Origin of the sequence: Mycetohabitans sp. B8 (assembly GCF_021991875.1) — a bacterium.
GTDB lineage: Bacteria > Pseudomonadota > Gammaproteobacteria > Burkholderiales > Burkholderiaceae > Mycetohabitans.
In genome coordinates, this window is the sequence record NZ_JAHLKR010000013.1 from 1 (window position 1) to 18079 (window position 18079).

Annotated in this window: 16 protein-coding genes and 6 pseudogenes; 12 read left to right on the top strand and 10 right to left on the bottom strand. The window is 59.4% G+C overall.

All coding sequences use genetic code 11. The features are described 5' to 3' along the window. Positions 1 to 517: 517 nt before the first annotated feature. A complete protein-coding gene (locus KQH60_RS05485) occupies positions 518 to 1162 on the bottom strand; it encodes a MarC family NAAT transporter (protein ID WP_237575540.1) in 645 nt (214 codons plus the stop codon). A 278-nt stretch (positions 1163 to 1440) separates the two neighbouring features. Between KQH60_RS05485 and KQH60_RS05490 the strand changes: the two genes are divergently transcribed. From KQH60_RS05490 to KQH60_RS05500, 3 genes are all read left to right on the top strand, one after another. After that, positions 1441 to 2415, top strand: a complete 975-nt coding sequence (locus KQH60_RS05490; protein WP_237575541.1) for a tyrosine-type recombinase/integrase — start codon at positions 1441 to 1443, stop codon at positions 2413 to 2415. Between the two features lie 353 nt (positions 2416 to 2768). Continuing rightward, entirely contained in the window at positions 2769 to 2918 is a 150-nt protein-coding gene (locus KQH60_RS05495) for a burhizin family lasso peptide (RefSeq protein ID WP_237575542.1), read from the top strand. Between the two features lie 158 nt (positions 2919 to 3076). Continuing rightward, positions 3077 to 3271, top strand: coding sequence for a hypothetical protein (locus tag KQH60_RS05500; protein WP_237575543.1), 195 nt, complete (start codon positions 3077 to 3079; stop codon positions 3269 to 3271). Here KQH60_RS05500 and KQH60_RS05505 read toward each other — a convergent pair. The 5 genes from KQH60_RS05505 to KQH60_RS05525 form a co-directional block, all read right to left on the bottom strand. After that, positions 3263 to 3529: a hypothetical protein gene (locus KQH60_RS05505; protein WP_237575544.1), complete on the bottom strand. Its 267-nt coding sequence runs from the start codon at positions 3527 to 3529 to the stop codon at positions 3263 to 3265. The two genes, KQH60_RS05500 and KQH60_RS05505, sit on opposite strands and share 9 nt — an antisense overlap. Before the next feature lie 47 nt (positions 3530 to 3576). After that, positions 3577 to 5373: an ABC transporter ATP-binding protein gene (locus tag KQH60_RS05510; RefSeq protein WP_237575545.1), complete on the bottom strand. Its 1797-nt coding sequence runs from the start codon at positions 5371 to 5373 to the stop codon at positions 3577 to 3579. 17 nt (positions 5374 to 5390) lie between these two features. Beyond that, a complete protein-coding gene (locus KQH60_RS05515) occupies positions 5391 to 7130 on the bottom strand; it encodes an asparagine synthase C-terminal domain-containing protein (protein WP_237575546.1) in 1740 nt (579 codons plus the stop codon). Next, positions 7127 to 7867: a lasso peptide biosynthesis B2 protein gene (locus KQH60_RS05520; protein ID WP_237575547.1), complete on the bottom strand. Its 741-nt coding sequence runs from the start codon at positions 7865 to 7867 to the stop codon at positions 7127 to 7129. Before KQH60_RS05520 ends, KQH60_RS05515 begins: the two co-directional genes overlap by 4 nt. A 118-nt stretch (positions 7868 to 7985) precedes the next feature. Then, on the bottom strand, positions 7986 to 8135 hold the full coding sequence (locus KQH60_RS05525; protein ID WP_237575548.1) for a burhizin family lasso peptide: 150 nt from the start codon (positions 8133 to 8135) through the stop codon (positions 7986 to 7988). Positions 8136 to 8368: 233 nt separating this feature from the next. Between KQH60_RS05525 and KQH60_RS05530 the strand changes: the two are divergent. The 6 genes and pseudogenes from KQH60_RS05530 to KQH60_RS05555 all read left to right on the top strand — a co-directional run. Continuing rightward, positions 8369 to 8577, top strand: a pseudogene (locus tag KQH60_RS05530) (transposase); the annotation flags it as partial. A 282-nt stretch (positions 8578 to 8859) separates the two neighbouring features. Then, positions 8860 to 9228, top strand: a pseudogene (locus KQH60_RS05535) (helix-turn-helix domain-containing protein); the annotation flags it as partial. Between the two features lie 285 nt (positions 9229 to 9513). Continuing rightward, positions 9514 to 9657 (top strand): annotated as a pseudogene (locus KQH60_RS05540) (Zn-dependent hydrolase); the annotation flags it as partial. Between the two features lie 146 nt (positions 9658 to 9803). Continuing rightward, entirely contained in the window at positions 9804 to 11204 is a 1401-nt protein-coding gene (locus KQH60_RS05545; protein ID WP_237575549.1) for an NAD(P)-dependent oxidoreductase, read from the top strand. Positions 11205 to 11274: 70 nt separating this feature from the next. Further along, a complete protein-coding gene (preA, locus tag KQH60_RS05550; protein ID WP_237575550.1) occupies positions 11275 to 12552 on the top strand; it encodes an NAD-dependent dihydropyrimidine dehydrogenase subunit PreA in 1278 nt (425 codons plus the stop codon). Positions 12553 to 12576: 24 nt separating this feature from the next. Further along, a pseudogene (locus tag KQH60_RS05555) lies at positions 12577 to 13051 on the top strand (dihydropyrimidinase); the annotation flags it as partial. A gap of 38 nt (positions 13052 to 13089) precedes the next feature. Here the strand turns inward: KQH60_RS05555 and KQH60_RS05560 are convergent. The 3 genes and pseudogenes from KQH60_RS05560 to KQH60_RS05570 form a co-directional block, all read right to left on the bottom strand. Then, positions 13090 to 13412: pseudogene (locus KQH60_RS05560) on the bottom strand (DDE-type integrase/transposase/recombinase); the annotation flags it as partial. A gap of 292 nt (positions 13413 to 13704) precedes the next feature. Then, entirely contained in the window at positions 13705 to 14223 is a 519-nt protein-coding gene (locus tag KQH60_RS05565) for a hypothetical protein (RefSeq protein WP_237575551.1), read from the bottom strand. Positions 14224 to 14257: 34 nt separating this feature from the next. Continuing rightward, positions 14258 to 14533, bottom strand: a pseudogene (locus KQH60_RS05570) (hypothetical protein); the annotation flags it as partial. Between the two features lie 194 nt (positions 14534 to 14727). Between KQH60_RS05570 and KQH60_RS05580 the strand changes: the two are divergent. After that, positions 14728 to 14979 carry a type II toxin-antitoxin system Phd/YefM family antitoxin gene (locus KQH60_RS05580; RefSeq protein WP_237575552.1) on the top strand — a complete coding sequence of 84 codons (252 nt, stop codon included), beginning with the start codon at positions 14728 to 14730 and terminating at the stop codon, positions 14977 to 14979. Then, positions 14976 to 15353: a type II toxin-antitoxin system VapC family toxin gene (locus tag KQH60_RS05585; protein ID WP_237575553.1), complete on the top strand. Its 378-nt coding sequence runs from the start codon at positions 14976 to 14978 to the stop codon at positions 15351 to 15353. Before KQH60_RS05580 ends, KQH60_RS05585 begins: the two co-directional genes overlap by 4 nt. Before the next feature lie 307 nt (positions 15354 to 15660). Here KQH60_RS05585 and KQH60_RS05590 read toward each other — a convergent pair whose 3' ends face one another. Beyond that, positions 15661 to 16320: a TAL effector repeat-containing protein gene (locus KQH60_RS05590; protein ID WP_237575554.1), complete on the bottom strand. Its 660-nt coding sequence runs from the start codon at positions 16318 to 16320 to the stop codon at positions 15661 to 15663. 225 nt (positions 16321 to 16545) lie between these two features. Here KQH60_RS05590 and istA point away from each other — a divergent pair, with 225 nt between their 5' ends. Then, a complete protein-coding gene (gene istA / locus KQH60_RS05595) occupies positions 16546 to 18069 on the top strand; it encodes an IS21 family transposase (protein WP_237575555.1) in 1524 nt (507 codons plus the stop codon). Positions 18070 to 18079: the final 10 nt, after the last annotated feature.

Below are 18079 nucleotides of genomic sequence, written 5' to 3' on the forward strand. Positions count from 1 at the left end.
GGGCGGGCCTCACTTGGCTGGTCCTTCTCACCGCGCGGCGCGATGATTAAGACCATCATTAGTGATTGGTGTGCCGCCGGTCAATGCCGATGCGAGATCAATCTTGCCCAACACTACAAATGTATTCAACCAGCGGGTTGGGCAGCCGTTTCCCGGCTGGAGCGCACGCGTCCGTGCGCAGCGCGTTACCTCGCACGGGCGTTACTGCCGCATTGAGCCACTGCAGGCCGAGCGCCACTGCATGGCGCCTTTGTTTCCCTTACCTCGTCCTCCTTCGCGCCGGACAAGTGCCATTGCGGCTGCCTTGGCCCACCAATGAATTCAGTCCGGCGCTAAACCGGGTACATCACAGCGCAAGACAGTCCACGGCACGCTTGGCAAGACACACGTATCACGCAGACGATGTGTCGCATCTTGTTTAAGGCGAATTCAATCCTGACTCACTTCGCGCGTGAATGTGCAGGCAGAGTGCTAGCGTGGTGATCGGGATGAATTGATGCGGCAGAACCCTAAACGGTCATTCTGACGCCACGAAGGCCCCGTGTAGCCCATTTAAGCCAAACTGTACCCCCATGCAAACCAGCATGAAACCCATTACTCGGGAAATGGCATCGGTGCCAGACCTTCCCAACAAATGGAGCACCCGCGATGCGCTGCGCAAAGTCATCCATAGGATCAACGTAAGCGCAATATCGACGGTTAGCACGACGAGATGATCGATCAAACGATGCCCGCCTGTCCGATGGATTGCTGAAGCATCGCTAACAATCATTGCGATCGCCCCTGGGCCAACGGTCACGGGCAAGGTGAGGGGAATAAAAGCCACGTTGGCTGGATGCGTTGATGCTATTTCCTTTTGTGTTTCAATTTCGTGATATTTGGGGAAAAGCATTCCAAAACCAATATAGGTGACAATCATTCCTCCCGCAACACGCATTCCCGGAACCGAAATACCGAACACGTTCATAATGGCACTGCCTGCGTAAAAACAGACCAATAACGCTATCAGTACATAAAGGGCGATCAAGTTGATCTGATGATTGCGCTGCGCAGGGCTCATATGAGCGCTCAACCCGAGGAATACGCTGGCGCTAGTAATTGGATTGATGATCGGCAAGAGCGTTACCAAACCAATTCCAACATAACTTAGATAGTCAGTCATACTGTTGTGCTCCTTTTCTATGCATAGTTCATGCCGCTTGTTCCAGATCGTGGACCGCCTGTCAGTTTCCGCGCATATTCCGCGCCTGTTTTCATATGCATCGGCTGTGCCTGAGGCGGGTGAAGTTTGAGCGAGGCGATATTGAAATTACCGTTCTGGACTTAGGCGCATAAAGGTGGCTATGGATGAGTACCCGTTGCCCCGGACGTCGGGTTGCGGCATACTATTTATGCAGTTAACAGTCATCTACCTATCAACACCCACTTCCCCTGCCTACCATGACTGAGGCTGATCTATTTGCCGCTCAGCAGCGCACTGACTGGGACCGCGCGCCCATTCAATCATTTGAGGCCTGGCTCGCTCGCCAAGCCGGGCGCGGCGCCTCTCGCACCTTGCGGTCTTCGTCCGCTCAAGTCTATCTCGCTCAATGGCGCACATTCGTGCGCTACCTTCAAGTGCACCGCATCCCTTTGAGCGCAGCGACGCCCGACACGATCAGCGCCTTTCTGGCCAGCTTGCACCGTGAGAATCGAGATCAACGCGCGCGTTACCGCAAATTAATTGAGCGCGTGTTTATCGATATTGATGCATGTACGCAACAAAGTGGGAACGTCAATCCCGCTGTGGGCGCGTTGCGAGACAGCCGAGCCACATGGAAGCACGTCAAGGGCAACCAGGACACTGATTTCCTATCGCAGCAGGAAAGGCAGCGCATCGTCGACACGCTGCTGTCTCCTGTGGACAGTGCCCATTACGCACGCTGGCACAGCTTACGGGACCGTGCGTTGGTAGCTACGTTCCTGGGAGCGGGGTTAAAGGTGTCGCAGGCGCTTAAGCTGACAGTTAACTGCATTAATATTGGACCGGACCAACTCATGCACATCACCTCGCCAGGCTCACGTTTCTCGCATCAGCCCCGGCCCGAACCGTTTGCACACTCGGCGCTGGCGCGCTGGTTAGCCGAACGGCACGCCAGTGGCGTGGATAGTCCATGGGTCTTTCCCGGTGGACGGGACGGGCGGCCGATGCACGCAGTCACCGCGCTGCGCGCCACCGAGGCCATCATGCGCGCCTGCGGCGCGGCCGACAGGCGGCAGGCGCGCACCAGTCCCCAGACGCTGCGCAATAGTTACATCGCGACGCTGTTTGAAGCCGGGCAGACCACACTGGCGGTCAGCGAAGTGCTCGGCGTGGAGTTGATCACCGCCGAGCGTCTTAAAAAAGCCTGGCAGAAGTGGGCGCAAGAAACGTGAGTTTTTTGGCGGGTAGCATAAGCCGCTGGCGTTCGTGTCTTCGTCGCGGTCAAAAGTATGCACGTTTAATTGCGGCTTCAGTGCGGGATGCTTTACTAGCTGTGACAAGGATCCCGTGTTCGACGATTTGCACGCCCACCTCAACCTTCGCCTGGTGCCTGGAATTTGCGCGGCTGTGTTCTGTTCCGACTAAAATGATGGACGATCAGAAAAATTGCCCCCAAAATCTTTACTCCACTTCGCTTTCATCTTACTTTTAAGTCGCTGGTGTCGGCTTCAATGACATCAGCTAAGTTGCTGCCTATCACCGCTGAGGGCAGCTTTCTTTTCGCTACGGAATCAAGGAGATTCTCATGGATAAGCAACAAGAGACGGGCTTGCTGTTGGCCGAGGAATCGCTGATGGAGCTGTGCGCGTCGGCAGAAACGCTGGGCGGTGCGGGGGAGTATAGGGAAGCCGGTATAGGCCGCTTTTCTGACGGAATTGACTCCGACGACGAGTAAATAAGCGTCAGCACCCAGCAACGGTCCGTCTGCGGTGCGGCATGACGTTGGGCGACAGCCGTGCGAGGACGTTGCTGGGTGTTTTCCATCCCTTGGCATCCCAGCTTGGACTGAAAGGTGCGCGCTTCGCTCGAGCCGAGGCGAGTCAGCCTACCGCCATGCTGGAACAATTACAGCGGGCGCATTGGGTCAGCGCCACTTCCTTTCCCGAAGTTGACCCGAAGCTCAACACGGTGAGCCCGTCTCCGACAACGGGTGGCATGTCGGCCAATGGCTGGAAGTTGCCTGAGGATGCGTTCGCGCGTCGCCCCGACTGGACCCATATTGTCCAAGCTTTGCTCGTGCTAGCGTGATGGCATCGAGGTTCTTGTCAAAGCGGCCAGCTCCCGGCAGTCGCGGCCGGTTGCTTCGTCATACCGCGCATTGATCGACGGGCGCCATTGCCCAGCCGTACATTGCTCGCATTCACCGACGCATTCGTCAGCGCCAAGTGTCGTTGGAGAGATCAGGCACCGACGAAGCAGAAAGCCGTTGGTGGTGGCCGCTTCGCCGTTACAGTTGTGCTCGATGTAGAACTTGCCGTCATCGAGCCGCATCAGGTGTTTGTCCATCGGGGAATCAGTTGGCTGTTCCATGTTCCCCACCCCCTCTATCACCTCTATGAATCGACGATTTCTGCCAAGTTGGCGCAGTCAGATCTGTGTGCCGACACATCGGTTTGCTTATACCAAAGATTGGCATACACACCCTGTTGCGCCAGCAAACTATGATGCGTGCCGGCTTCCACGATCGCACCGTCCTGCATGACCAAGATGAGGTCCGCATGCTGAATCGCAGCGAGCCGATGGGCAATCACAAGCCGAGTGGTGTGACGATAACGTTCATAGAGATGCTGAAAGATATCGGCCTCCGTGTGCGCATCAAGTGCGGCAGTCGGCTCGTCGAGCAGCAGTAAAGGGCTATCGCGCAATAAAGCGCGGGCCAGTCCCACACGTTGCCGCTCGCCGCCCGATAATTTGTTGCCGCGCTCGCCAATCGGCGTGTCCAGGCCATGACTGGCAGCTTCAATGACAGGGGGCAGCGCGCAAGTACGAATAACTTGTTCAAGCGCTGCATCGGAAGCTTGCGGGCAAGCGAAACGAATGTTTTCGCGTATCGAGCGATCCAGCAAATGCGCCTCTTGTGTCACATAGCTGATCGACTGACGCAATTGCGATTCGGAAAACGATTCAATCGGTTGACCATCGATGAGGATTTGCCCCTCATCGAGCTTATACAGACGCAGTAATAACTTGATAAGCGTGGATTTCCCCGCGCCGCTCGGCCCCACCAGCGCACAGAAGGCGCCAGCAGGAATCAAAAAATTCGCGTGGTGTAAGACCCGTCTACCACACGGATGGCAAAAGCTGGCGTTGCGAAACTCGATTGACGGCGCCTGCTCGAACAGAGGCTGACCCAGGGGTTCGAAGTGCCATCTGGCACGGATCGTGTGCAACAATTCTGATAGATTGAACAACCCGATCTGAATACTCCGCACCATATAGCCGAACGTGCTGAGCGGCAGCGTAAATCGCAGCAGGTAGCTGTTCAACAACACGAAATCGCCCAGGGTGAGCCGGTGTGCCAAGATATCACGACCCGCCAGCGCCGTGAGCGTAGTCAACCCGATACCGACAATCAGTAATTGCACGGCGCCGACGATCTCCATCTTGCGCGTGATATGGATACTTGTCCAGGCGCGCATTTTGAACACACGGTCGAGCCGCGTGAGTTCACTGGCTTCATTCGAAAACGCTTTGACCGTGTCGGCATGCATCAGCGTGTCGACTAGCCGTGTCGAGGCACGATCCGCCGCCCGGTTTTTCTTGCGCTGTAGCACTTCGCACCGCTTCGCCGTCGCAACGCTCAAGTAAAGATAAAGGGTTAAAACGCCCAACAAGACCGCCGTATAAACGAGGCCAAACAACGAGCAAACGACGATGCCCACGACCGCGATTTCGACACAAATCGGCGCGAGGCTCCAAAAGAGCCCAATCATCGCTCGCATCGCACTGTCTTGTACGCGCGTGAGTTCGCTCACGGAGGCGCCCGTTTGGTGAGCGCTCAATGCCGCAGCGGGCTGACCGAGCACACGACTGACATAGTTCAGCGTAATCGTGCGTTTGATCCGCTCATTGACCACCACGAACAAATACTGCTCGCAACGGTTCGTTGCTTGTGACAGAAACCATGCGCCGCCGTAAGCCACACAGAGCAGATAAACGCTCGTTGCCGAGAGCGACGCGCTGGATAAACCGTCGATGAGCCACTTGAGCAGCATCGGGGCGAGAATAGTCAACCCGACCGAGCATCCGGTACAGCCGATGGCGGCGATGAGCTGAAGACGTGCCTTCCATTCGCGCGTCCACAAACACCCCAACAAAAAGAAGATCGTCCTGGCAAGACTATGCTGCATCACGCTTGGCCCACCGGTTATTGCCAGCTTTGAACAAACAGTTCGGCGGCATAGAGGTGAAGGAGGTCCATAAAATGTTTACTATTCCCCTTACTGCTCTGTTGAATCGCAGCATGAGTGCGCGCGGTGTCGATATAGCCTGCTTTGGCTAACCATCCCTCGACACACACTGCCATCACATGATCCCGGTGGTCTCGGATGCCCAATAAATCGATACCCGAGGTTTCACCTTTGTTGCGTCGCCATAGGTTCGGATAGCCGGTGGCCGCCGAGACAGACTTTCTCAGCACAATGCGATTATGCGCGCCTTCGAAGTGGTCGTAGCTAGGTATGGAGAGGGCGAGCTCGACCATCGGTTGGCACAGAAACGGATAATGCGTGGGTTGGGTAAACGGATAGGCTGGGGCTCTGACATCATCGAGTGATAAAAAAGCCATAAACAATTGGTAGCGCTTGCCGGGCAGACGAACCTGGGTATGCTGGAAAAACGGGTGCAGGCATGCGCGTCGATCGAACGGCGCGTGCTGTGCGTCCTCGGAGAGCAGCTTGAAGGTGCCGTTCACATGGTCGGAAGGATCGGCAGCAAACACCGATCGCACCGCGCGCTTGGCCACGCGCATCAGCGGCGTTCGGTGCATGAGTGCCAGGTCCATTGCCACGCGCTTGAGTCGCCGCCATTGCCCAGCGAGTGCCGCGTCGGCCAGCGCGCCGAAAGGCGGCGGCGCTAGAAAGAGCGAATCACCTCCGTGCCCACTGATCAGCTGGGTGTGCGCCTGCCGCTCAAGCTGGCTGGCAATATCTTGACTAAACCCGAGCATACTATACCGCAGATTCGGTTTCGCCATGCGCGGTACCGACTGAACGGGGGCAAACGATAAGACCTTCGCGCTCACTTCCTGGAGGTGAGCGCGGGTGTGCTGCGCGACTTGACGGGCATGCTCCAGCTCATTGGACGACGCCACATCGGCATGGTAATAATGTGCGCAAGACAGCGGCTGGTCAGCCGAGGCGACGGCGCGCATCGCTAGCAGTACCGAGCTCGATTCCAGACCGCCGGAGAGTTCCAGCACAGGCTGATCGGCCAAGGAGACGAACCGGTTTAGATGCTGCTTTAAAATGCCAAATGGGGTTTGCGTATCATCCTTAAGCGCATGCTCGAACGGATTCCAGAGCGTCAGAATCTGCGGCTGACGGCCCTCCGTATAGGAGAGAGCGCAACCCACCGGAATCTCTTGGATCCGATCGAAGGGCAACTCGCCACTTTGTACGGTACCGGTACGCAACCATGTCGTAAAAAAGGCGTGATTCCAGGCTGGACGCTCGTCGTTGTCCACCAAGGTTTGATGCAGGCACGTGATCGTATCCGAAAAAAGCAAACCCTGGCGACTGGACCAGGCCCAATATAAGGGCCATTGGTTACTCGGATCGCTGCAACAGATCAGCTTTTTGGCCGCTAGGTCGAAGCAAATAAATAAATATTTGCCCCAAAATTGCGCCATGAGACGCGCCGGACCTTCTGCCACAATGGCCTGCAGCTCGTCTACCTGAATTTCGCGATGGGCCTGTTTCGAAAACGCCGAACCATACAAGCAGTAGAAGCGCGTGCCGAAGTGCCCGCAGAGGATAGGCGTGGACCGGTCAGGTTGATGCCACAGCGCCCCCGCAATCCGATTGGACGGATCGCGCACGAGTGTCCAATCTTGCTTTTGTGCCCAATCATCCTGTGTCTTGGGATAAGCGATACCGAGCAGGGTCATAGGGGTAACGAGAGCAGGGGATGGGGACATTCCAGAATCACGGCGAGCTCTTGGCGTCTGAGCGGACTATCACCAATCACCACGCCTTCGGCTTCCGACCAGGCGTGTGCATAAAATGGAAAGGATTGCACGCCGATGACCAATTTCGCTGCCAAGCCGGCGCGCGCGCACAGCAGGGTCAACGCGACGGACCACTCTAAACACTTGGTGGGCCGGGGGTAAAACAGACACGCCCAATTGAGCGTGTTCACGAAAGGCGCATAATCGTCCGGCGCACCGACCCGCAGGCTGGCTTCGCGGTGAGCCCGCGTGCACAGCTGCAATAACCCGGCCAGTCCGCGTCGTGCCGCGCATCGGTGCACGCCGCTGAGCACGAGCAAGGCTCGGGCGATGTGGGTCCAGGCGGGGCGATGCGCGAACGCATCCTCAGGCAACTTCCAGCCATTGGCCGACATGCCGCCCGTTGTCGGAGACGGGCTCACCGTGTTGAGCTTCGCGTCAACCTCGGGAAAGGAAGTGGCGCTGACCCAATGCGCCCGCTGTAATTCTTCCAGCATGGCGACAGGCTGACTCGCCTCGGCTGGCGCAAAGCGCGCATCCTTCCATCCAAGCTGGGATGCCAAGGCTGCCGATTGCCGCTCGGTTAAAACTGCATACCGATCGCGTACCACATCGAGCAAGATAAGCTGCTTCGCGAAGCAGGCCCCAAACACATGGGGCATCAAATGATGCGGCATGGGGGTATGATTGTTCTGTATGGTAACGACAAGAAAACACCCAGCAACGTCCTCGCACGGCTGTCGCCCAACGTCATGCCGCACCGCAGACGGACCGTTGCTGGGTGCTGACGCTTATTTACTCGTCGTCGGAGTCAATTCCGTCAGAAAAGCGGCCTATACCGGCTTCCTTATAGTTCCCCGCACCGCCCAGCGTCTCTGCCGACGCGCACAGCTCCATCAGCGATTCCTCGGCCAACAGCAGACCCGCCTCTTGGTGCTTATCCATGAGAATCTCCTTGATTCCGTAGCGAAAAGAAAGCCGCCCTCAGCGGTGATAGGCAGCTACCCAGCTGATGTCATTGAAGCCGACACCAGCGACTTAAAAGTAAGATGAAAGCGAAGTGGAGTAAAGGTTCTGGGGGCAATTTTTCTTATCGTCCATCGTTTAGGTCGGAATAGAACACAGTCGCGCAAGTCCCAGGCACCAGGCGAAGGTTGAGGTTGGCGTGCAAATCGTCGATGAAGGTGTTCACCGAATTGAAGAACCGCGGCCTGCACGAGATCCTGATCGCCGTGTTCGGTGGCTTGGGCGGCTTTCCTGAAGCGATTGAGGCAATATATCCGCAGGCTGCGCAGATCCAGCCTGCATCGTTTATCTGATCCGCAATTCGATGAATCTGGCCAGTTGGAAAGATCGTAAGCCACTGGTGTGCGCGCTCAAGCCGATTACCTGATCATCTGTGACATTCAGGACTGTGCGTTGCGTGTGTTATGCAGGTTGGCAAGCGGGGCGAAGTTTACCGCTAGGTGTAGCTGCTTGCTTTGACTGTCTTTTTTATAAGTTTACATAATCTATATTATCGCATTTTAGGACTGTAGTAGCTTTATAGAAATGTCGTGTTTTAGCTATTTAGAGATGTCGTGTTTGGACCTCGATATGCTTACTGGTTCCTGGTGGGATGACGGAGCCGGCCATGCATCGACATCGAGCAGCACTGGTGACATTGAATATGCGAGAACTGGACCGTCTGAAGGTGGTACAGGCTGTTGTAGATAGGGGGCTCAAGCCCGGGCATGCCGCTGAGCGGCTAGGTCTGACGGTACGGCAGATCGAACGGCTAGTGATCCGGTACCGGGAATGCGGCGCGGCTGGACTAGCCTCGCGCAAGCGTGGCCGTCCCGGCAACCGGCGGCTGGACGCTGAACTGGCCCGGCGGGCGCTAACGCTCATCCGCGAGCGCTACGCCGATTTTGGGCCAACCCTGGCCTGCGAGAAGCTGTGGGAATGCCACGGCATTCGACTGGCTAAGGAGACGGTTCGCCGGCTGATGACAGAGGCCGGCTTGTGGGTGCCACGACGGCAGCGTCCGTCCAAGCTGTCGAGCCGGTAAACTCATTGTTCAGCGACTGGCCATCGCCTTTACCGCCATCTCGTTTATGGCCTCAAGAATAAGTAATACGATCAAGTAAGTAACACGATCAACGCAGGAGCACGAAAATCACGACGCCGGAAATCTATGGGGGAAACGGACAGCCTTTCCTGCTGGAAATAAAGTGGGTATGCTGTTACCACACGACTACACTGGTACGACGTCGGGAATGCGGTATCAGGGCGAGTATCTGCCCAACGACCATGGGATCGTCACTGAATGGCCGATCGAGACGCTCGCATCGGCTATGCGGGCGCGCAGCTGTGCGGCGGGCGGCCGATTCACGCGGCGTTCGATCTGCATATCGAGCAGGGGCCGATCCTGGAGAGCGAGAACAAGACGATCGAGGTCGAGGACGCGAAGCCCGAATGGATCGAGGCCGGCGCCAACGTGCTGCTGCATGCGATGCTCGAGCGCGCGTGTGAGCCGCGATAGCCGTTCCCATCATAGGGTGATCGGTTCGGTTCATGCTAGCCGTACATCGCGGCCGGTAGGATTGTGTTTTCTGCTCAAAGGAGCCTTTGATGTCTTTACAACAAACCGGCGACATTGCAGCAGGCCGCCTGCCTGCGGACCAGCTCGCGGCAAACTTCGCCGATGTCGCGCCACCGCTGGGCGCCTCCGCGGCTGTCGTCGAGGCGAACCGCTGTCATTATTGCTACGACGCGCCGTGCGTGAACGCATGCCCGACGGGCATTGACATCCCGGGGTTCATCCGCAAGATTGGCAACGGCAACCTGACGGGCGCCGCGCGTGACATCCTGTCGGCCAACCCGCTCGGCGGCATGTGCGCGCGCGTCTGCCCGACCGAAATCCTCTGCGAAGGCGCTTGTGTGCGTAACAAGCAGGATGGCAAGCCGGTGGCGATCGGCGCACTGCAACGGCATGCGACCGACCACCAGATGGCGCGCGAGGCGGCGTCAGGCAAACCGCTGTTCACGCGGGCCGCCGACACTGGAACGCATGTCGCGGTGGTCGGCTCGGGCCCGGCGGGGTTAGCCTGCGCGCATACGTTGGCCCAGGCTGGGCACCGGGTGACGATCTTCGACATGCATGACAAGCCGGGCGGCTTGAACGAATACGGCATTGCCGCATACAAGACGGTCGACGACTTTGCGCAGCGTGAAGTGCGATGGCTGCTGTCGATCGGTGGTATCGAACTGCGCGCCGGGCAGCGGCTCGGCCGCGACATGACCGTCGCGCGGTTGCGCGCGCAATTCGATGCCGTTTTCATTGGCATCGGGCTGGGGGGCGTCAATGCGCTGCATGTTGACGGTGAGACGATTGACGGCGTGCTCGACGCGGTGGACTTTATTGCTCGGCTGCGCCAGAGCGTCACGCTCGACGCGGTACCCGTCGGCCGGCGCGTGGTAGTGATCGGCGGCGGCAACACGGCGATCGACGCCGCCGTGCAGAGCCTTAAGCTGGGCGCGCAGCAGGTCACGATTGTCTACCGGCGCGGCGTCGAGCAGATGAGCGCGACGTGGGCTGAGCGCGAATTCGCGCGCAAACAAGGCGTGGTGCTGCGCGAATGGGCGCGGCCGCTGCGCATCGTCGGCGCGCCGCATCCGCAACCAGGGCGCCGCCCGCAGGTCACCGCGGTGCGATTCGAGGCCACGGCTCTGGACGCGGACGGCAAGCTCATCGGTACCGGCGAGACTTTCAGCATCGATGCGGACGTCGTGCTGAAGGCAATCGGCCAGACGCTCATACCGGACGGATTGGAGGCTCAGTTACTGACTATCGAGGGCGGCCGGATCGCCGTTGACGCCGACGGTGCGACGTCAATGCCTGGTGTCTGGGCCGGCGGTGACTGCACACACCACTCGGGATTGGATCTGACGGTACAAGCGGTCCAGGATGGCAAGCGCGCTGCGCATGCGATCCATAGCCAGTTCACACGCAACGCGGTCAAGGCGGCATGATCTTACAGCACGGCCTGCCGACCGTATGACATGACAACTCACATCGATATCAGAAACCGGAGCGCCGATCATGGCTGACCTTCGCTGCACGATAGCCGGCATCGCATCGCCGAACCCGTTCTGGCTGGCCTCCGCGCCGCCCACCGACAAGGCCTACAATGTCAACCGCGCGTTCGAGGCCGGCTGGGGGGGCGTGGTCTGGAAAACACTGGGCCTGGACCCGCACGTGGTCAATGTCGGCTCGCGCTACGGGGCCACGACGTACAACGGCCAGCGCATCGCCGGGTTGAACAATATTGAGTTGATCACAGACCGCCCGCTGGAGGTGAACTTGCGCGAGATCGCGCAGATCAAGCGCGACTGGCCGGACCGGGCGCTGATCGTATCGCTGATGGTGCCGTGCAATGAGCAGGCATGGAAATCGATCCTGCCGCAGGTCGAGGATACTGGTGCCGACGCCGTCGAGTTGAACTTCGGCTGTCCGCACGGTATGAGCGAGCGCGGCATGGGCGCCGCGGTCGGCCAGGTGCCTGAGTACGTCGAGATGGTTACCCGCTGGGTCAAGCAGGCGAGCCGGCTCCCCTGCCTGGTCAAGCTCACGCCGAACATCACCGACATCCGGCTGGGTTCCCGGGCCGCCCACGCGGGCGGCGCCGATGGCGTATCACTGATCAACACGATCAATTCGATCATCGCGGTTGACCTGGAGCAGATGGCGCCGATGCCTACTGTCGACGGCAAGGGCACGCACGGCGGCTACTGCGGACCGGCGGTCAAGCCGATTGCATTAAACATGGTGGCCGAGATCGCGAGCGATTCCAATACGCCGGGGCTGCCGATCTCCGGCATCGGCGGCATCTCGAACTGGCGCGATGCGGCCGAGTTTATCGTGCTGGGCGCCGGCAGCGTGCAGGTCTGCACGGCAGCGATGCACTACGGATTCCGTATCGTCACTGACATGATCGATGGTTTATCGAACTGGATGGATGACAAGGGTTTCGCGACACTGGATGAGGTGCGCGGGCGCGCCGTGCCCAATGTGACCGACTGGAAGTACCTGAACCTGCAATACGACATCAAGGCGCGCATCGATCCGTCCAAATGCATCCAATGCGGGCTGTGCCATATCGCGTGCGAAGACACGTCGCATCAGGCGATCACGGCGAGCCGCGACGGCCAGCGCCATTTCGAAGTGGTCGACGAGCGTTGCGTCGGGTGCAATTTATGTATGCACGTATGCCCGGTCGATCAATGCATCACGATGGAGCGCGTGGACGCCGGCGGGTATGCGAACTGGATCACGCATCCGAACAATCCTGCGCACGTGGCCGAGCCGCAGCCCGCGTAAGCGCGTGGCGCGCTACGCCGATCGATTTGGATTCGAGGCGGCACGCTGATTGACGCGAACCAGCGTTGGCGTGCCGACGTGCTGTGCGCATCCAGCGCCGAAGGCGGCACGATTATGCAGATCTGACCCGACTTACGCGCGCCGGCCGGTGCGACGGTGATCGACGCCGGCGGGCAGTACGTGATGCCCGGCGGCATCGATCCGCACACGCACATGGAATTGCCGTTCATGGGCACAGTGGCGAGCGACGACTTCTATACCGGCACTGATCGACTTCGTGATCCCCAGTTGGCAGCAAGCGCTGATGGAAGCGTTCCGCGAATGGCGTGGCTGGGCCGAGAAAGCGGCCGCCGACTATGGCTTTCACGTCGTCGCCACCTGGTGGAACGAGTCCGTGCACCGCGACATGGGCACGCTCGTGCACGAGCACGGCGTATCCAGCTTCAAGCACTTCATGGCCTACAAGAACGCGATCATGGCCGACGACGAGATCTTGGTGGTAATCTCCCCGCTTTCCACGGGGTTCAGAAGTAGGAACTATGCGGCCATGGCTAGCCGCTGTTTTGGCGTCAAGCCGCCCAGGGCCATGTTCGGGCGATCGTGATTGTAAGTCCACATCCAGTCGGTCGCGAAACGCTGAACGTGCTCCAGGTTCAGGTACTCGGACCCGTTGTCACACCGAATCGCCTTTGGCCGGCCACGCCAGCTGATGATCTGCCGCAGCGCACGGATCACCCGCTGCGAGGGCGCGAGAAGTCGATCTCGATGCCGAGCGCTTCGCGGTTGAAGTCGTCGATCACGTTAAACAGTCGGATGCTGCGTCCGTCGGCCAGTTGGTCGTGCATGAAGTCCATCGACCAGGCAAGGCTAGCCAACAGCAATCTACACTGATTCCGCGTCAAAACCGTGGCAGCCACGATGTGGTGCGCGCCATAATAATGGATGAATACAAGCGGCTGGCCCATTATCTGGCTCCCCTGCCGCCCAGTGCCCTCCGGAGCGGTGATGATTCGAGACTTGCCCGAGATCGGCTATGGGCTGACCTATGCTTGCTAACCGACCTGCGGCCACATGAGCCTTTATATAAAAAGCGAATGTCGGTGACGGCGTCACGGCGTCTTTTTGAGCGCACACGTGAGCGGGCGTGGCCGCCTAATCGGGCCCGAGGTCCGGCCTGATGCGGACTGGGGGGGATCTGCGCTGCCGCACGCGCCGCGCTTTTTCAGCGTCGGCGTTCACGCGCTGCAGCGCGGCTAAGCTGCCTTCTAGCATGCCAATGTGCTGGCGTGCGTCCCCTAATTGCGCCTGTAGCGCTTGCCGCTCAGCGCGGCGCGGCGCGTCACTCTCGTCAGCGCGTCGCACCGCCGCATCCCGTTCCTTAATCAGGCGCGCGCTGGTGCTGCGTTCGCGCTCTGTCTCCAAGAGCGCGCGCTTTTCGGCCGCTTGCAGCCGCGCTTGGGCGAGTGCGGCGTCCCGCTCCTGGGCGTCGCGTTGCAAACGCTCGACTTCTGTGTGCAGCGTCTGGCGTGTTGCTTCAGCCGCCGCCAGCGCGGGCTCCAGTTCCTGCAGGCGCGCCTGCGCAGCGAGCAGCGCCGCGTGGTGCGTCTCGAGCATGCGCTCGGCGTGCGCTGCGGCCTCGCGGGCAGCGACCACCTCGGCGCGCGGCCACATTCACGATCTCCTCGTTGGAACGTCCTGCCTGCGTCAGCACCGGCCCATATTTGAGCACCGCTTTCAACGCCTGGGCGCCGCCATTGCTCGCGATCTCCACGATATCGATTAGACTCAAGTCGCGTTGCCGCAGTGTCGGCCCGTGCTCAAGCACTGCCTTCAATGCCTGGGCGCTGCCACCGTTGCCCGCAATTTTGACGATGTCAGCCTGATGGAAGTCACACTCGCGAAGCATCGGCTCAAGCTCAAGCACCGCCTGCAGTGCCTGTGCCCCGCCGATATTGCCTGCGATTTTGACAATATCGGGTTGGCTGAAACCGCGCTCGCGAAACCCTTGCCGAACGACTCGTTATGGCTTTTCAAAGTCAGGTCATAAAAAATAGATCCAAATTTTCTTTGCGCTGACAATAGTCGTCATCCGACTATTGTCATCATCGCGATGGTGGGCTTCAACTTGACTTCGAGCTAAGTCCGGACTAGACTGATAAAAATTGTGGAGAAAACATGGAAAAAGTCATTTCTATGCACCAGGCCAAGACCATGTTGTCGCAGCTCGTGAACCGGGCAGCGAGCGGTGAACGGATCAAAATTGGCGCATATGGCAACGCGCAGGCAGAGTTGGTCCCGGTCGGCGGAGTGTCTAGCAAGCCCAAGAAGCGGATCGGCCTTCTGAAAGGTTGTTTCGAGGTGCCCGAAGATTTCGATGCGCCTTTGCCAGAAGAGGTACTGTCGGCCTTCGAGGGCCGCAGTACATGAGGCTTCTGTTTGACACCAACGTGCTGCTATGGACGCTCACCGGCTCGGACCGAATCGAGAAGGTGCGCGATCTGATCCTGTCAGACGATACCGAGGTGTTTGTGAGCATCGCCAGTTGCTGGGAGATTGCGATCAAGCACGCTTTGGGCAAACTTCCGCAGAACGTAGCTCAGACGAGGGCGGCTGTGCAGGCGAGTGGGTTTGTGGAACTGCCGGTTTTAGGCGTCCACACAGAAGCGTTAGGTAAGCTACCGCCCTTACATCGCGATCCGTTTGACAGGTTACTCATTGCGCAGGCGATCACGGAACCGATGTGTCTCATCACCGGTGACGATATGCTGGCGCAATACTCTGAATTGGTGATGACGGTTTGAGGCGAGAATGAAACGCAGCCTGAGCGAGCCGGTTATTAAAGCGATGCTTGCGGATGACGACGGGCTCGGCACCGACGCGCATGCCCAAGAACTGACCTAGCTATAACCGGATTGGCAAAACAGCGGGCCGTTGGAAGCCAGCTGGCAAAGCGCTGGCCCGAAGAACAGGAAGCGGGAGGCGACGCGTTGGGGACTGCTGTTCAGCGCCTTGCTCACGCGCACGGCAACGGGCAACCGTGCCGCCACCGTGGCACCACCAACACGCCCTGCGCCTTGTCACGGGCCTTCAATGCTGGTAACGCCGTCTCTATTGCCGCCCCAGCAAGGGTGCCACCATCTTTCGTATTCGACCGGCTCCTCCTCGGCGCGCGGCCACATTCACGATCTCCTCGTTGGAACGTCCTACCTGCGTCAGCACCGGCCCATATTTGAGCACCGCTTTCAATGCCTGGGCGCCGCCATTGCTCGCAATCTCCACGATATCGATTAGACTCAAGTCGCGTTGCCGCAGTGTCGGCCCATGCTCAAGCACTGCCTTCAATGCCTGGGCGCCACCGACATTGCCCGCCATTTTGACGATATCGGTCAGAGTAAAGCCGCGCTCGTCCAGTGTTGGCCCATGCTTGAGCACCGCTTGTAGTGCTTGCGCTCCACCCCCATTGGCCGCGATTTTGACGATATCCGCTCGACTGAAACCGCGCTGTCGCAGTGTTGGCCCATGCTCGAGCACTGCCTTCAGCGCCTGGGCACTGCCACCGTTGCCCGCAATTTTGACGATGTCAGCCTGACGGAAGTCACACTCGCGAAGCATCGGCTCAAGCTCAAGCACCGCCTGCAGCGCCTGTGCCCCGCCGATATTGCCCGCCATTTTGACAATATCGGGTTGGCTGAAACCGCGCTCGCGAAACGCTGGCTCAAGCTCAAGCACCGCCTGCAGTGCCTGTGCCCCGCCAATATTGCCCGCCATTTTGACAATTGGGTATTCCGGCCCAACGTGACCGACGATTCCGAACGAACGTGACCGGGCATTCCGATTGATCGTGACCGGGCATTCCAGGTGAACGTGACCGATTTCGGGGCTTTCCGGAATCCGCGGTCACGATACCGGAACGATGTCGTACTGCGCCGTAACGGTTGTTACGCATACCTGCAACCCGATGGGTACGCTGCCAGATTTTTGTCTGGGACAAGCATGCCCGCACCGAGGATCGCTATGCGTAAGATCAAGGAAGTACTGCGTCTGAAGCTTGAGGCGAGGTTGTCTCATGAGCAGATCGCCGCGGCACTGGATCTGTCCAAAGGCGTCGTAACCAAATACGTCGGCTTGGCCGCCACAGCCGGGCTGGACTGGGTCGCTGTTCAGTCGCTCGACGACGTGACGTTGGAGCGGCGCCTGTTGGCCTGCCCCCAGAGGCCGCGCCACCATGTGCAGCCCGACTTCGGACGCATCCATCACGAGCTGCGACGTAAGGGTGTGACGTTGATGCTGCTGTGGGAAAAGTACCGGGCAGAATACGCCGAGCGCCAGACCTACGGCTATTCGCAATTTTGTGAGAACTATCGGCACTTCGCCAAACGGCTCAAGCGCTCCATGCGGCAAATTCACCGCGCAGGCGAGAAGCTGTTCATCGACTTCGCCGGCCCCACGCTCGCCCTGACCGATGGCTCTCGCGCCCATATCTACGTCGCCTCGATGGGCGCGTCCAGCTACACATTCGCCTGCGCCACCGAACGCGAGACCATGGTTGACTGGCTCGACTCAACGGCACGCGCCCTGGCGTTTTATGGTGGCGTGCCCACGCTGATCGTCCCCGACAATCCACGCGCCCTGATTGCCGAGGCCAACCGCTACGAGCCGCGTGCCAACGACACCGTGCTGGACTTCGCACGTCACTACGGCACGTCGTTTCTGCCTGCACGTGCGTACCACCCGCAGGATAAGGCGAAGGTAGAGTCGGCTGTGCAGGTCGTCGAGCGCTGGATCATCGCGCGGCTGCGACACCAACGCTTTGCCAGCGTGCACGAGGTGAACCGGGCGATTGCGCCGCTGCTGCAGCGGCTGAACATGCGCCCCTTCCAGAAGCTGCCTGGCAGCCGCGCCACGGCCTTTACCCAACTGGACGCGCCGGCGCTCTCGCCCTTGCCGGCACAGCGCTATGAGCTGGCCACCTTCAAGAGCGTCAAGGCGCACATCGACTATCACGTAGAGATCGACCAACATCGTTACAGCGTACCGCATGCGTTGGTCGGGCAGTCGCTGGAGGCCCGCGTGACGCACACCACCGTCGAGCTGCTGCATCGCGGACAACGCGTCGCCTGCCATGCCCGCAGCTCGCGAGCCGGCGGATTCTCCACGGTGAACGAGCACATGCCTGCCGCTCATCGCGCCCACCGCGAGTGGAGCCCGCAACGCCTGATCGACTGGGGGCAACACATCGGCTCGGCCACGGCGGAAGTCGTCACCCGGCTACTGGCCGAGCACAAGCATCCGGAGCATGGCTACCGCGCGTGTTTAGGCTTGCTCTCGCTGGCCAAGCGGTATGGCCGCACAAGGCTAGAAGCCGCCTGCATGCTGGCGCTGCAACTGAGCGCCTTCAAATACCGGCATGTGCGCGACATTCTAACAAGCAACCGCGATCGAAACGCACCGGCTCCCGCGTGTGATTGGGTTAGCCCCGATCACATGCACGTGCGCGGCCCCGGCTACTACCAGTAAGGATAGTGGA